The sequence below is a fragment of the Gillisia sp. Hel1_33_143 genome (assembly GCF_900104765.1).
Classification (GTDB): domain Bacteria; phylum Bacteroidota; class Bacteroidia; order Flavobacteriales; family Flavobacteriaceae; genus Gillisia.
Genome location: NZ_LT629737.1, coordinates 1,278,555 through 1,291,833, shown reverse-complemented (window position 1 = coordinate 1,291,833; position 13,279 = coordinate 1,278,555). Strand labels below are relative to the sequence as shown.

At 37.1% G+C, this 13,279-nt stretch carries 16 protein-coding genes and 1 pseudogene; 4 read left to right on the top strand and 13 right to left on the bottom strand.

All coding sequences use genetic code 11. From position 1 onward, the window contains the following. The 3 genes and pseudogenes from BLT84_RS05830 to BLT84_RS05820 all read left to right on the top strand — a co-directional run. Nucleotides 1-450, top strand: coding sequence for a VOC family protein (locus BLT84_RS05830; RefSeq protein WP_091263517.1), 450 nt, complete (start codon nucleotides 1-3; stop codon nucleotides 448-450). A 245-nt stretch (nucleotides 451-695) separates the two neighbouring features. Beyond that, nucleotides 696-1,610 carry a helix-turn-helix domain-containing protein gene (locus BLT84_RS05825; protein ID WP_091263514.1) on the top strand — a complete coding sequence of 305 codons (915 nt, stop codon included), beginning with the start codon at nucleotides 696-698 and terminating at the stop codon, nucleotides 1,608-1,610. Continuing rightward, nucleotides 1,607-2,133: pseudogene (locus tag BLT84_RS05820) on the top strand (type IV secretory system conjugative DNA transfer family protein); the annotation flags it as partial. The gene BLT84_RS05825 and the pseudogene BLT84_RS05820, both read left to right, overlap by 4 nt. 177 nt (nucleotides 2,134-2,310) lie before the next feature. Here BLT84_RS05820 and BLT84_RS05815 read toward each other — a convergent pair. Genes BLT84_RS05815 through BLT84_RS05775 form a run of 9 tightly spaced genes read right to left on the bottom strand, consistent with a single transcriptional unit; the run spans nucleotide 2,311 to nucleotide 9,477 of the window. Then, nucleotides 2,311-2,676 carry a DUF4878 domain-containing protein gene (locus tag BLT84_RS05815; protein WP_091263511.1) on the bottom strand — a complete coding sequence of 122 codons (366 nt, stop codon included), beginning with the start codon at nucleotides 2,674-2,676 and terminating at the stop codon, nucleotides 2,311-2,313. 7 nt (nucleotides 2,677-2,683) lie between these two features. Then, entirely contained in the window at nucleotides 2,684-3,517 is an 834-nt protein-coding gene (locus tag BLT84_RS05810) for a DUF4138 domain-containing protein (protein WP_091263510.1), read from the bottom strand. A 32-nt stretch (nucleotides 3,518-3,549) separates the two neighbouring features. Next, complete coding sequence (gene traM, locus BLT84_RS05805; RefSeq protein WP_091263508.1) at nucleotides 3,550-4,479, bottom strand: conjugative transposon protein TraM; 930 nt, start codon at nucleotides 4,477-4,479, stop codon at nucleotides 3,550-3,552. Next, the gene (locus BLT84_RS05800) at nucleotides 4,469-5,083 is read right to left on the bottom strand and encodes a conjugal transfer protein TraK (protein ID WP_091263507.1); all 615 of its coding nucleotides are present in this window, start codon (nucleotides 5,081-5,083) and stop codon (nucleotides 4,469-4,471) included. Before BLT84_RS05800 ends, traM begins: the two co-directional genes overlap by 11 nt. 11 nt (nucleotides 5,084-5,094) lie before the next feature. After that, nucleotides 5,095-5,937 (bottom strand): hypothetical protein, encoded by an 843-nt coding sequence (locus tag BLT84_RS05795; protein ID WP_091263505.1) that lies wholly within the window; start codon nucleotides 5,935-5,937, stop codon nucleotides 5,095-5,097. A gap of 1 nt (nucleotide 5,938) precedes the next feature. Beyond that, nucleotides 5,939-6,508: a conjugal transfer protein gene (locus tag BLT84_RS05790; RefSeq protein WP_091263503.1), complete on the bottom strand. Its 570-nt coding sequence runs from the start codon at nucleotides 6,506-6,508 to the stop codon at nucleotides 5,939-5,941. A gap of 12 nt (nucleotides 6,509-6,520) precedes the next feature. Then, nucleotides 6,521-8,917 carry a TraG family conjugative transposon ATPase gene (locus BLT84_RS05785; RefSeq protein ID WP_091263501.1) on the bottom strand — a complete coding sequence of 799 codons (2,397 nt, stop codon included), beginning with the start codon at nucleotides 8,915-8,917 and terminating at the stop codon, nucleotides 6,521-6,523. Beyond that, complete coding sequence (locus BLT84_RS05780; protein WP_091263500.1) at nucleotides 8,910-9,188, bottom strand: hypothetical protein; 279 nt, start codon at nucleotides 9,186-9,188, stop codon at nucleotides 8,910-8,912. Before BLT84_RS05780 ends, BLT84_RS05785 begins: the two co-directional genes overlap by 8 nt. Nucleotide 9,189: 1 nt before the next feature. After that, on the bottom strand, nucleotides 9,190-9,477 hold the full coding sequence (locus tag BLT84_RS05775) for a hypothetical protein (RefSeq protein ID WP_091263498.1): 288 nt from the start codon (nucleotides 9,475-9,477) through the stop codon (nucleotides 9,190-9,192). Nucleotides 9,478-9,666: 189 nt separating this feature from the next. On the opposite strand from BLT84_RS05775, the gene BLT84_RS05770 reads away from it, so the two are divergent. Beyond that, nucleotides 9,667-10,299, top strand: a complete 633-nt coding sequence (locus tag BLT84_RS05770; protein ID WP_091268060.1) for an N-acetylmuramoyl-L-alanine amidase — start codon at nucleotides 9,667-9,669, stop codon at nucleotides 10,297-10,299. Between the two features lie 104 nt (nucleotides 10,300-10,403). Here BLT84_RS05770 and BLT84_RS05765 read toward each other — a convergent pair whose 3' ends face one another. The 4 genes from BLT84_RS05765 to BLT84_RS05750 form a co-directional block, all read right to left on the bottom strand. Then, entirely contained in the window at nucleotides 10,404-11,066 is a 663-nt protein-coding gene (locus BLT84_RS05765; protein WP_091263496.1) for an ATPase, read from the bottom strand. After that, nucleotides 11,050-11,802: a hypothetical protein gene (locus BLT84_RS05760; RefSeq protein WP_091263494.1), complete on the bottom strand. Its 753-nt coding sequence runs from the start codon at nucleotides 11,800-11,802 to the stop codon at nucleotides 11,050-11,052. The genes BLT84_RS05765 and BLT84_RS05760 overlap by 17 nt, the downstream gene beginning before the upstream one ends. Nucleotides 11,803-11,805: 3 nt before the next feature. Further along, a complete protein-coding gene (locus BLT84_RS05755; protein ID WP_091263492.1) occupies nucleotides 11,806-12,090 on the bottom strand; it encodes a helix-turn-helix domain-containing protein in 285 nt (94 codons plus the stop codon). A gap of 293 nt (nucleotides 12,091-12,383) precedes the next feature. Continuing rightward, nucleotides 12,384-13,235 (bottom strand): RteC domain-containing protein, encoded by an 852-nt coding sequence (locus BLT84_RS05750; protein ID WP_091263490.1) that lies wholly within the window; start codon nucleotides 13,233-13,235, stop codon nucleotides 12,384-12,386. Between the last annotated feature and the right edge of the window lie 44 nt (nucleotides 13,236-13,279).

The following is a 13,279-nucleotide window of genomic DNA, read 5'->3' as shown; positions in this document are numbered from 1 at the left end:
ATGGAAAATTCAAATTCACCACTTATCTATCCTGATAAAAATAAAGCAAGCGTGTTTAGTGACATAAAAGGCTGGCATATTGCCATACGTACAACAAAGTACGATGAAATGATTGCGTGGTACACGGAAAATCTAGACTTTAGATTGGTCAAGGAGTTTAATGCCGGAGAAATGCAATTAGCTCTTATCGCCCCACCAGGAGATAACAATTTTATCCTTGAAGTCTTGGGAGTTAAGGATAATAAAGACTCCGATCCATCAGAAATAAAATTCGGTTACGATCATTTATGTTTTAACGTTGCCAATTTGGATGTAACGATGAAAGCGTTAAAACAACGGGGTATTGAAATCGTTAGAACGTTTGAAGCTCCAGTAATTGGAAAACGTGTAGCTTTCATTAATGATCCTTTTGGAAATAAAATCGAATTTTCTGAAGTGTTGAAACCGTAAAATCAAAAGAACGATGCAAGTAAGGTCTCCAAGGAAATGGAAAATGATGGTGTTGAGTTGGATATGTATTTATCCCTTGTTAAATATCATTTCCTTTTTAGTATTACCCTATCTTTCAGATGTTAATCAGTTAGTAAGAACACTTGTATCGACGCTTATTTTAGTGCCGTTGATGGTACTCTTTCTAAATATGCTTCAAATTAGATTCCGTAATTGGCTCGTTAAATAAACCATTAAGTAAAACGATGGGAAAACTAAAATTAAATCATTATAAGACTATTAGTGAATTTCATCGCTCAAGAAATTTGCTGCCACCTGAACACCCACTGATCAGTGTTATTGCTGTTCAAGACATTAAGCATTATGACGAACCCATAAATATGGTTCTTGGTTATTATTCTATTTCCTTAAAAAGAGATTTCAAGGGCAAGTTCAGTTATGGCCAGAGCGAATATGATTTTGATGAAGGCTTAATGTATTTCATCTCGCCTAATCAGGTCTTTAAAATAGAGCATCCAAAGGATGAAATGGCAAAACAACAAGGATGGTTGTTGCTGATCCATCCCGATTTTTTTTGGAAAACTGCTTTGGCGAAAACTATAAAGCAATATGACTTTTTCGATTATTCGGTTAATGAAGCTTTGTTTCTATCAGATAAAGAGGAAAGAGTCATTAACGCCATTATTGAAAACATCAAACAAGAATACCACAACCATATTGACAAATTCAGTCAAAGCATTATTATTTCACAAATTGAAACCCTGTTCAATTACTCGGAACGATTTTACCAAAGGCAGTTTATTACCCGCAAGATTGCCAACCATAAAATCTTGGATACGTTAGAAAACACACTGAACAACTACTTTAAAAGTGTTAATTTAACTCAAAAAGGTCTGCCTACAGTTCAATTCATTTCAGATGCATTGAATATCTCACCAAATTATTTAAGTAGTGTATTGAAATCACTAACAGGTCAAAGCACGCAACAACATATTCACGATAAATTAATCACCGAAGCCAAACAAAAATTATCTACTTCTGATTTATCTATTAGTGAAATTGCCTACGAACTGGGCTTTGAGCATTCACAATCGTTCAGTAAATTATTCAAGAACAAAACCCATAGCTCTCCTTCTGCTTTTAGGCACTCCTTCAATTGACCAAAACCGAAAAGCCCAAAACAGCCAATGCAAAATATCAGGTTAATTTTTCTACCACCAAAGGAAACTTCAAATTGGACAATATTAAACGTGGTGCATCCGTAATCGGTTCTGCCGGAAGTGGCAAGACCGAAAGTGTAGTCTACAGATTTCTTAAACATTTTCAGGGACAGGGTTTTTGCGGAATAATCCACGACTACAAGGATTTTGAACTGACCGAAATGGCGTACCCACTTTTTAAAGATGGAGACATCCCTTTTAAGGTCATTTCCTTTGATAAAATCATCCGTAGGGTAATCCTATTGCGCCACGCTATTTAGAGAATGAGGAAAGCGTTAACGAGGTTTCGAGGGTGTTGATTGAAAACCTTTTGGAGCAAAGGGAATCTGGGTCAATAGGAACGATCAAGTTTTTCAATGATGCTGCGGAAGGATTGATTGGCGGATTGATTTGGAAACTGAAAACCACCTATCCACAGTTTTGCACACCTCCTCATTTGACACGATTTTTCATTTTTTATGATTTTCGACAAAAAAGAAGTGAATGGCGCATATACCTTGGACAAAGCAAAAGAATTGATAAGCGAAATGTAAAGCTTCAACCGATAAATTTTCTTCAATATTATTGATTCCTTAAATAACTTCTTTTGAAAAAGGTGGTCAAATAGGTGGTGTAATGGGGTGGTGTAATCGAATTTTATCTAAAAAGGCCCCTTATCCCTCGGCCCATTATGGGTTACTTTCCAATGTCCATCTTCTTTGACCAATTTGAAAATACTTGCTTTAGAGTCAAAAGCTGTTGTGTATTTTACCCAGACCACGTCGCCTTCAGTTGCTTCCTCAATAATTTTAAAGTCGGTTTTCGAATCCTTATCCTGTGCAAACATTGATTGGATGCTCGATAGGTTTTCGAAGCCTGATGCAGTAGTGTATTTTTTCAAGGTTTCCTCATCTCCGTGATAGAAACTTTCCGCCACTACTTTAGCGGTTTCAGATGGCGAGAGGGTCTTACTTTCAGAGCAAGCCAATAGCAAGAGAACGAGCGAGAAAACGACAATTTTTTTCATAACAGTATTAATTTGGGTTATTGATATATCTGTGTGATAGTTTCATTTCAATATTTCTTTCGCCATCCTTTTCGTTCAATTCCAAAATTGTCCTGCGGTCATTAGATAATGAAAATTTGGGCAATACATAAACGAAGCGCACAGTTTCACTTTCTGCAATTTTTGAAGGCAGATTGTGTTTGTACGTTGGTTCTTGATACAGGCGTTGCAACGATTTTCTTTTCCCTTTTTGTCTTGTTTCAATCGAAAGGTTTAAGAAATTTAAATCGTAATCCAACGAAGAATTATTCTCAATCTCGATAACGAAATACAATTCATCCTTATCAAAAACAATATTTTCAACGGTCAAGATAATGCCTTCATTCCGTTTCTTAATTCGACCTATGCGCTGTTTTCTTTTGAGTAGATACGAGCAGAATTTTTGGTAATAATACGTGCTATTATCTACAAGTTCTTCAGATGATTCAGCAATAACCGATTCAGTAACAATCGGTTTTTCATTACCGATACTACTTGATAGCGGAATGAAATAATTGAGCTTAGATAGCTGTTTTTTATATCTTACAATATACGAAAAAATTGAACCATATTTATTGACTACCAGTAGATTACTTTCCTTACCAGGCTTTGCTTGAAGAAGTCCAAAATACTGCTCTTTTTCACGATTGTAGGTAAAGACAAAATTATCTGAACCTGTTATCCCTTGCCTAATAGGTTCTGGGAAGAACAGCGCAACGTTTTTGGTGTCGTTGGCATAAATGGTGTCGAGAACTTTGGTTGTTTGTGCTTTCGCGAAAGCGGAAATACATATGACTGCTATTATTAAGACTGAATTTTTCATAAGAGTGCGTTTTTAAATATCCATTATAGGCTTTATAATTTTGGTTTTAAAATGAGTTTGTAATTGTTCAATACCGTAATTTTTACATTACGGTTACTACGTCTAAGAACTTTTGTAATGCCACCTACTTGTGGTACGGTAGGTAGGTTGATATCGCCAATAATATCGTCCAAGACTTCGGTGGTGGCTTCAGCTCTAAAATTGTTCTCGACATAAATGCCCTCACTACCATCTGACAAATCGAATGCTTTGAGTTTAGTAGGATGATGTTTAATGTTCTCAATATCTATCAATGCACGGTTGGGCTGAAAGCTTATAAAACCAAAAATTGGTGTGTTTTTAGGCATCAGCTTACCGTTTATTGTTGCAGGTTTGGTAAGGCGCATTCGTAATCTGGTATTCGCTTTTACGACTTGGTCGCCATCTACGACCACGTAAATAGTTTCATCTGTATTACCGATAATTGAAATTTCATTAGGTTTTGGCGAAGCGGCAAAGAACAATTGATGTTCCAATCCCAATTCTTTAGCTTCAATTTTTTGTTCCCTTTTCACTTCAGTAGAATCGATTGTTAATACCGCTTTGCGAACAGTTCTTTTCTGGCCCAAATTCTGGTATCTCTTCTCTGAATACTGAATCTTACCAGCCTCATAGATGCTATCTACGATACGCTCTTTTTCCCGTTCTGGAAGGTCTGGGTCGTAAAATCCCAAGGAATCAATCAGCTTTTCATCATAGATGCTGGGCGCATTATTTTCCCTAACTTTTTTCAAGTCGTTAATCGCATCAAGTTTGGAATCATATTCTTTCTGGTCTTCTTCCAAGTCTGGCACTAGGGTCTGTTTAAGGTTTTCGGTTTCACTTTCATCATCGCCCATAACCATTACTGAATAGGAAATGAGGAATATGAAAATCACGGCCAACACCGCTACAAATACTATTTTATTCTTTTCAATTTTCATCTGATATTTTTTTTAAGGTATTTTCGAAGTAATTGGTAATCAATAAGCCGTGTGGATTGATTGGGAAGTTTCGGTCAACCATAATTAAGTTTCCGGTGGAAACCAATTCATAAGTGTCGATGATTGAACCTCTATTGATTTCAAAAATGGTCGTCGTGGTAAAACTGTACGAGCCATTATTTTCATTTATCCGCGAATCGATGCTTAGTACTTTTTGAACCAAGGAATACTGAAGTAATCTATTGTAAACACCATCGGCCTTTTTCTGGCGATAGAGATTGTCCACGGAACTGTTACCTAACCAAAGTGCCTTTTCCAAGTTGCGTTCATAATTACTGGCATCGATGTTATAAAAGTAATTATGGAACAGATCCAAATGTGCTAATGCTTCGACCCGAAAATTTTCCTTTTGAGTCACGAGCTTCAGCGGAATAATACTACCATCGGTATTGATTGCAAAAGCACTATTGAGCGCTTTTTGATTGGTGTTGAATACCATCCAAACTGAAAAGGTACTGGACAGTAAGGCACACACAACAACTGCCAGAACGATAAATCGATTCAGTTTTAGGACATTATAAATATTCTTATATGGTGTTTTCATATTAATCTGATTTAAGCAGTAAATAATCTGAGTGTAAAGGACGTAGCACGTTTATACAGTTTGAATTTCAGGAAAACAATAAAGCCTACTGAACCCAACTGAACTACAGGCGCAAAAAAGCCTTGACCTGTATCGGTTCCGAATAAATTGACCCAGAAATTGGTATTGATTTCGGTATAGAGCGCATTTACAAAAACGTTGACCAAAAAGAAGGCAGGTACCAGCATATATACAGCTGCATACAATTTGAAAAATGTGTAAGCAAGTGAACGGAACTTTTCAAATACCGCTAAGCTTATGACCAAAGGGAAAAAGGTTTGCATAATTCCGAGTAGAAAAAAGCGTTCTGCCAAAAACAGCGGATAGATAAACAAATCCAATATCCATAGGAAAAGGCTAATGATGAACGCAAGTATCTTGAAACCGTAAAGTGGTGTGACCAAGGCTTCATATAACAGCGTCATAGCCGCTTGAGCCACCTCGATAATACTAACGTCCTCTTCGATGGGAATATCTTGCATCTGTAATGGCAATAAGGCAGGTGCTGTCCCTCGATATTGCCCTTCGATAGCTACTAATATGCCATCAAAAAATCCTAAGACCTGAGTTGAGAATATGACCAAGATGACAATGGCAAAATTCTTGACCAGTTCGCCTGGACTCAATCCCCAAGTATAACCATCCTTATCTGCAATGCCTTCATTATATTTTTTAAGAATGTTGACCAAAAAAAACAGGACAGCGAGCGTTTTCATTCCGGCAATAGTGTATTGCGAAAAGTCGCTGGCCTGTATGGTCTGGAAAACGGCATCTATATATTCCAGCCCTATCCCTAAGAGAATTGTGGCAGTCATTTTAGTATTCGGTTTCGCGATTATTAACTTTATCCTGCATTTTTCTGAAGGAAATAATGTCACGATAGCGTTTAGTTTTTGTAGTGATGTTGGAAATCATTTGCTTAGATTCCATCTCTTTAGCCTTTAGAATTTCAGCACGTTCGGCATCGCTCATTTTTAGGTAATCACTTGATAAGACTTGGTCAATAAAGTCAACCGTTTCCAAGGAGTTTTGAACTATGGCATCGAACGATTCCACAACCCTGCTCACTTCATCTGGTTTGATATAAGGCGAGTTCAAAATATCCTGTAAGTCATTTTGCATTACATTGATAAGGCGCTGATTGTTCTGACCTATTTCTTGAACAGCCCTTAACTGTTGTACCACACTTGATACCTTTTCAATACTTTCCTTTGCGTCTTTTAAGAACTTTACAGACTTAATCATTTGAGCCGTCTGTTTTCCAGATTCTATCAGTTGCTTTACCAAGCTGATAAAATTGGTGTTGTCATAAGTAGGCATTCCTTGTGCTTTCATATTGAAGCTGAACAGTAATGCCATTGCGAGAATTAAGATTCTTGTTTTCATTATTTATATATTTTAAGATGAATATTCCGTGATTGCTTTTTCCATATCCTGATGCTTTTCGAAAAGCTTCATTATTTCTTCGTTTTCTTTTCCATCCGTGAGATAGGCTGCGAAAACCTTTTTGGGTACTTCGAGCCGGAAAATGTTGCTTTCCTTTCCAATCTTGATGAACATTTCGGTGTACTTCCGTGGTCCGGAAAGATTGTTTTTTATGGATTTTAGTTGGTTTAAATCGTGGCTTGATAGGTTGAGACGTTTGACCAATTCGGCATAGCCTTTTTCATTGTTCAGGCTATAAATGACCTGTGTGTTTTCAAGGATGCTTGCCGATGTTGAATTGTTCGGAAGTTGATTAATGGATTGCAGGATAATCCCGATAGCACCATTTTGTTTACGGATAGCTTGATAATAGAATTCCACGCTTTCCAGTACATTTTCAAACTTCAGTTGTTTGGCAAACTCATCAAAGAGGATGATGCCTTTTTCAGCACGGTTCTTCCAAATGGTTCTTTGAATTGCTGACTTGATGAGCTTTAGCATTACGGACAAGATTTCTTTGTTATCCTTGACTTCATCAAGTTCAAAAACAATCAATCGTTTGTCCTCAATTTTATAGGTCTGGTCTTCGCTAACTTCAAAAAGGAAACTGTATAGACCATTACCGACATATTCGGACATTACGTGCAGAAAGCTGGTAACATTGAAGTAGTCGGGATGGATTTTTAGGTCGTCAAGAAGGTCGTTCTGATTCCTTTCTATAAAGCTGTAAAAACCATCTAAAGAATGATTTTCTGAAGTGCTATCGTAATAATGGCGCAATATCTTTTTAACCGAAACCGATTGTGCTTTGGTCACTTTTAAATCTGATGCGAACAACTCAAAAAGAAAGACTGATAAATCTTCAAGTCGTTCAGGTGTCAGGTCATTTTGGTTACTGATGTAAAATGGGTTGATGCCTAAATTCTTTCCGCTTTCATAACGCAATACTGTATATTTTTCAGGATAGAGTTTTGCGAATTTGGTATATGAACCACCCAAGTCTATAATGACCAAGCGAACACCACTTTCAAAATATTGGCGTAGAATGTTATTGGCCAAAAAAGATTTGCCTTCGCCTGTTGGTGCAAAAATGGCAAAGTTCCGCGCCTTGATGCGTTTCTTCTTTTCGTCCCAAACATCTTTCAGAACGGGAATGTTATGCTCACGGTCATTAAAGATGATTCCGGTATTATCGCTTTTGTAATTGGTATTATTGATGAACAGGCAAAGCGCGTGTTTTAAATCGGTTACGTATAAATCATTATTCGAAAAATTGGATGAGAAGCAACAGTAACTATTCAGTATATAATTCTTACGTTCTTCGCCCCTTGGATAATACGGGATGATATCCAATTCCTTAAATTCAGTCTTGATTTTTGAGGTTATTTTGTCGAGCTCTTTGGCTTCCTTTGCCCAATAAACAATATTGAGATGTCCACGAATGATTCGTGCATTGTCATCGGCATTGATTTGGTCAAGGATGTGCTGAATTTTGCCAAGTACTACTTTATTCTGTGAACCGAAATTGGAACTTTTGTTGAGTTCCTCAATTTTCTTATCAAGTAGCTTGCGCCACTTCTGTTTGTCATCCAAATAAAGGATTTGATTGACAATGTGGTTCTCATTAAGCGTAAGCCCTAAGCCATCAATAAACCCTTGATGAAATACAAAATCGTCAGAAGTGAATTTCTCATTGGTCTTGCTACTCTGTACACTTTCGCCAAAGCACAGTTCGCTATTGATAGCCAGGGCATCAAAATGGTTTTCGCCAATATTGACGCTTTTTTTGTCCAGTAAAATATCGGTGTCGTAGCCTTCATTGAAGCCATTGAAATAGGCATTCGTTAGTTGCTCGATGTCGCCCGCTTTAAGCGCAACAAAATTCATTTTTCGGCTATTGTTGATAAAGGAAACCGAATCACTAACCGAGTTGGCGAAACTCTTGATATTATCATCCAATTCCTGTACGATTCCTTTTGAAACTTTTCTGAAGGGATTGACGTATTTCGGATTGTTGAGCGCCTTATTTTTAGTCAAGATGAAGAACAAATAACAGCTGTGCTCGATATGCCCACGCCCTTTAAAATGCTCGTGGGTAGCTTTTTCCAGAAAGGTAGAATTCGGTAGTTGTTCTGAAGTATATGATTTCTTGAGATAGATATCCTGTTTATGAACCACAATACCAACTGGCAATGATTTTAATGCCTGAAACCAAGCACCGTGCATATCCTCAAAATCCTTTTCAGATAAGGAATAGATTTCTGGTAAATTACCTTTGTAGCACAGAATAACATTGCCATTATTGGCAAATACGATATTATCCTGAATATCTACAATGGGTTGATATGCCGAAAGGTTAATCTTATTCATAATTGAAGCCAGAATTTCTTTTGTTACTAATGATTTGCGGAAATGCCTTTGCCATTTGGAACAGTTGCGGATTGTGGGCTATTTTTGTCAGCGCCACATAAAGGGAAGCATTGAATACCAACACACCTATTATTATCCCAAAGCTGAAAGAGAAGATGATGATGAGCAACGAAGCCAAAATGGAAACCATCATTAAGGCAAACAGGGAAATGGGTAGCCCAAAAATGACCGCCCTTTTTCTGATGTTTTTATAGACCTCGAAGCGTTTCATCTTAAACAACGATTCCTATTAAATATGTGAAGATGCCTACAACTGCGCCAGCAATAAGTACAAAGACAAGTACTCTGGTAATCCCTTTTTTAAGGTCAGCATTTTCGCCAAAGAAATGTCCAGCATTAAAAAGGAAGCCAACCAAGAAGATGACACCTAATAAAATTGGAAATATGGTTCTGATGGTATCGCCTACATCGTTAACTGAATCTTCAATGCCACCAATTTGAGCAAAAAGCGAAGTGGATAAGAGCGAAAGAATGGATGCTAAGTATTGTGATTTTTTCATAACGGAACGGTTTAGATTTTTGGTTCATTTTCGTTATTGGAAATTTACATATATTTGAATATAAATAGCTGAAAATCAAATATTTGTGAATAAAATATTATTTGATGTTGATTGAATTCCGTTGCTATTATTTGGCATCAAATCCTATGGATTTTTGAAGTGAAGTTGTTGATAACCCGAAAATTAAAAATGAAAAAAGTACTCAAAAACGTCAGTTTTGTGATTTTACTCTTGAAAATGTGCTTCATTTTTGGACAGGAAACGAGTGCTCAAAAACGAATAATAATTGACGTTGGACACGGTGGAAAAGATTCTGGTGCTATTGGAATAAATGGCGTCAAAGAAAAGGATGTTGTACTGGATATTGCATTGGAACTTTTGAAGCTCAATAAACAGTCTAAAAATCCAATGGATATTTACTTGACGAGATATAGCGATACGCTTATTTCGTTAACCGATAGAAGCAAATTGTCCAAAGTTTTGGAAGCAGATGTATTTATTTCGTTGCATTGCAATCATTCCGATAATCCGAACGCTAGAGGAGTGGAAGTAAATGTAGCAAAAGCTAATTCACAATATACAAAAGATGCCACTTGGTTAGCTTTTCAATTGCAAGCTGTGCTTAATAAAGAATTGGGTTTTGAAAGTAGGGGTGTGAAGTTTGCAAATTTTCAAGTTCTACGGGAAACGGTTGGATATTGTTCCTCTGTCCTTTTTGAATTGGGGTTTTTGAGTAACGGGGATGAGAGCAAATATATTTCAGATTTCATAAATATTGAGCGCATCGCATTATCCATTCTGTTATCCATTCAAAATCATTAGAATTATGAAAGATATTTTTTTAGAGTTGACCAAAAGCTTGAAAGCTATAGTAGAGCAGTTTATTTCAGAAATAATTTTGCTGTATAAATACTTCAAAAGTTGAGTTACTTGCGTTTATCTTCAGCCCCTTTATCAAAGGCAACCAAATTAAAAAGTTCACGCATTCGGCTACGTACCCGATTCCCATAGCGTTCTTCCAGTTCCTCTGCGTTGAGATTGGTAGTTGCGTGGGTTTTTACCTTGCCTTTGGTCTGAACAAATAATTCATAGCGCGATAGCAAAACTTCGCCCATAACGTTTAGGTCTTTGCCATAAAACCGACCTGCGGGTTCGACACCTAAATCGTCGAAACAGTAAAACTTCGTGTTGCCATATTCTTCAACGGTTTTGAAACCTAAATGGTTAAAACTGAAGGTTACATTCCGGCAGGGAATCATTTCATAGGGGCGTTGCAGCGGTACAATGTGGCGCAGTAATTTCATTAAACTTGTTTTGCCACATCCCACGGGTCCGGAAAGCAAAATGCCTTTTTCTGGGTCGATGCCGTTCTTTTTGCAGTTTTCTTTATCGCGGATAAAATAATTGCAAAGCTTCAGGACTATTGCTTCATCTTGGTCGTAGATTTTAAATTTATCGCCAAAAAGCAGCTTCCCTTTTGCGTTCAGGTAAATTAAAATTTTTGGGAAATCGTAGAGAATGCTTTTGCCATCAAACTTCCCGAGCGCATATTCAACGCCACCTTCGGTAATTTTAGAGGGGTTGTCCATAATCTTTGTTTTTAGTGGTTCGCAGGTTGTCCTTGATTTGGGACGCTTGTTTTTTGTTTGATTTGTTTTCCTCGTCGAATAATTCGGCTCTATCCATCCAGTTTTTTGCCAAGGCTTGCCAATCGCGTATCGGTTTTCCGTCGCTTGTTTTCCATTCGTTTGCTTCGTAGTGCTCAAAGAATTTTTTTCCTTCATCAGCATTAAAACCTTTTTCAATAAAAAAATCAATAACGGCCTGCCTGCCCTTTGGCTGTTTTATATTGTTTACTTGTTTGGTATTGTTTATAGTAGATACCAATGCTTGTCCACTCACGGGACGGTGCGGGTCCACTACTTGTCCATTGGTGGGACGGTGCTGGTACACTACTGGTTCTTCAATGGGACGGTAGTGTTCCGCAAGCTGTTCTAATTTGGGACTGTACCGTCCCGTATCAGGTTCATCACTTGTCCCCATAATGGCCATCTTGATCTTACTGCCTTTGTACGGATTGTTTGAAGGAAAGTAGGATAGGTAACTCCAAGAGTCCAACTCGGTAACGCACCTGTGATAGGTGGATTTAGAACCAATTTTGGCGGCTCTCATCAAATCTCTGCGGTTCACAAAGAATTCATCCGCAAAGCGGCTACTGTTCCATTCCTGAAAGAGTGCCATATAGAGCGTTATGTGTGTGGGATTTAGGCGGTCATCAAAATAGAACTTTTCAAAAGCCGCATTGAGTAGCTTTATATAGTTCATCGCTTAAGAATTTATACCGTGTTGAACGCGATTTGCGTTCATAACATTTTGGATTTCCTCGGCATCGTAATAAATGATTCCGCCAACTTTAGTGTAGGGCAGAGTGCCATTGATGCGCAGATTTTGAAGTGTTCCCGGACTTACTTGCAGCAAGTCCATCACTTCGGAAGATTTTAGATATTTCTTAAGTTTTCCAGTTGCTTGCTTAGATAGAAGATTCTTAATGTCATCGAGCAATTCCATTTTGAATTCTCGAAGGTCGTCGGTGGTAATAATATTTGCTGGCATAATAGAACGGTTTTAAAGAAAGGGACTGTCGTATCGTTTTCAATTAATTTGATAGCCCCTGACCTGATTTGACTTTCGTTCTACAAATTTGGGATGGTTTATTGGATTTTAATCCCAAGTTGCACCCAAGTAGGGTGTTTTTATTTGTTCATTTTCAATGGTTTAGATTAGTTCCATTTGGGGTTTGTTCTTTAAATCATCTATACCAAATGACGATAAATAAAATTAATTTTACTTTTTCCCAAGTTCAACCCAACTTGGGAAAAATTTTAACGTTTTGAATTTTAAAAAAATTATCCGTCCGTTTCTTCCATTCGCCTTAAAAGTGTTGATTTTAGTCTATCGATAAACTTGGTTTGGTCAATTTTTCGTTCTCTAATTTCTAGAAAAGTTCTATATACATTTCCGAGTTTGAGTTCAAATATATCCTCACAAGCTGAAGCCATTTCTTTAATGCCAGCGGTACCACTTTTTATTGCCCCAGATGCCTGTAAGGCATAAATCAATTCAATGAGGTCTGTTTTTGAGGCTGTCCAACCAAGTCGCTCACCATTTGATAAAGTGTTCAATTTATTGGGTTTACTGTAGGAGAGGTCTCTTAAATAACTTAATTCCCCAACGTAGTGGCTAATTAGAAGGTCATATGCCATAATTTTTGCAATAGCGCTATCGTGGCTTGTAGAAAATTCTGCATCAGTATAAAAGTGTGATGTGTCAGAAACCAAGCTAATTTTGTCGTGTCCGCGTAAAAAATAAAATTCATCTAAAAGTTCAGAATCCTCTCTGTAATATTTGATAAAGTCTATATTTCGTCTATTGCTTTCTTGAAGCCTATTTATTTCTGAATCTATAAATTCTTCTTGGGATTTTATTGTTCCCGCAGGCCTATTTATTAAAAAATTATAGAGTTGGGCATAAAATTTTAATCTGCTGTAGATGTAAGGCTTATGTTTTTTAAAGAATATTATTTCGTTCTGTTGATCCACGAATTCATTTTCCCTAACACATATTCGTAACTTTTGTAAATATCGTCTTGAAATGGAAATACCTTTTTCAACATTATTGAAATCGCCAAGGTTAGATTCCTCAACTATTTTTATTTCCTCTTTATAATTGTCTATTATTATATGAATTAGCTTGTGCATAGTATTATTGGGGCTTTGGATTTGGGTTAAACATCTATAAGTAA

What these genes read in the sequence shown, in the direction of transcription:
- BLT84_RS05830 (WP_091263517.1), top strand. Translation starts at nt 1, where the DNA reads ATGGAAAATTCAAATTCACCACTTATCTATCCTGATAAAAATAAAGCA.
- BLT84_RS05825 (WP_091263514.1), top strand. Translation starts at nt 696, where the DNA reads ATGGGAAAACTAAAATTAAATCATTATAAGACTATTAGTGAATTTCAT.
- BLT84_RS05815 (WP_091263511.1), bottom strand. Translation starts at nt 2,676, where the DNA reads ATGAAAAAAATTGTCGTTTTCTCGCTCGTTCTCTTGCTATTGGCTTGC.
- BLT84_RS05810 (WP_091263510.1), bottom strand. Translation starts at nt 3,517, where the DNA reads ATGAAAAATTCAGTCTTAATAATAGCAGTCATATGTATTTCCGCTTTC.
- traM (WP_091263508.1), bottom strand. Translation starts at nt 4,479, where the DNA reads ATGAAAATTGAAAAGAATAAAATAGTATTTGTAGCGGTGTTGGCCGTG.
- BLT84_RS05800 (WP_091263507.1), bottom strand. Translation starts at nt 5,083, where the DNA reads ATGAAAACACCATATAAGAATATTTATAATGTCCTAAAACTGAATCGA.
- BLT84_RS05795 (WP_091263505.1), bottom strand. Translation starts at nt 5,937, where the DNA reads ATGACTGCCACAATTCTCTTAGGGATAGGGCTGGAATATATAGATGCC.
- BLT84_RS05790 (WP_091263503.1), bottom strand. Translation starts at nt 6,508, where the DNA reads ATGAAAACAAGAATCTTAATTCTCGCAATGGCATTACTGTTCAGCTTC.
- BLT84_RS05785 (WP_091263501.1), bottom strand. Translation starts at nt 8,917, where the DNA reads ATGAATAAGATTAACCTTTCGGCATATCAACCCATTGTAGATATTCAG.
- BLT84_RS05780 (WP_091263500.1), bottom strand. Translation starts at nt 9,188, where the DNA reads ATGAAACGCTTCGAGGTCTATAAAAACATCAGAAAAAGGGCGGTCATT.
- BLT84_RS05775 (WP_091263498.1), bottom strand. Translation starts at nt 9,477, where the DNA reads ATGAAAAAATCACAATACTTAGCATCCATTCTTTCGCTCTTATCCACT.
- BLT84_RS05770 (WP_091268060.1), top strand. Translation starts at nt 9,667, where the DNA reads ATGAAAAAAGTACTCAAAAACGTCAGTTTTGTGATTTTACTCTTGAAA.
- BLT84_RS05765 (WP_091263496.1), bottom strand. Translation starts at nt 11,066, where the DNA reads ATGGACAACCCCTCTAAAATTACCGAAGGTGGCGTTGAATATGCGCTC.
- BLT84_RS05760 (WP_091263494.1), bottom strand. Translation starts at nt 11,802, where the DNA reads ATGAACTATATAAAGCTACTCAATGCGGCTTTTGAAAAGTTCTATTTT.
- BLT84_RS05755 (WP_091263492.1), bottom strand. Translation starts at nt 12,090, where the DNA reads ATGCCAGCAAATATTATTACCACCGACGACCTTCGAGAATTCAAAATG.
- BLT84_RS05750 (WP_091263490.1), bottom strand. Translation starts at nt 13,235, where the DNA reads ATGCACAAGCTAATTCATATAATAATAGACAATTATAAAGAGGAAATA.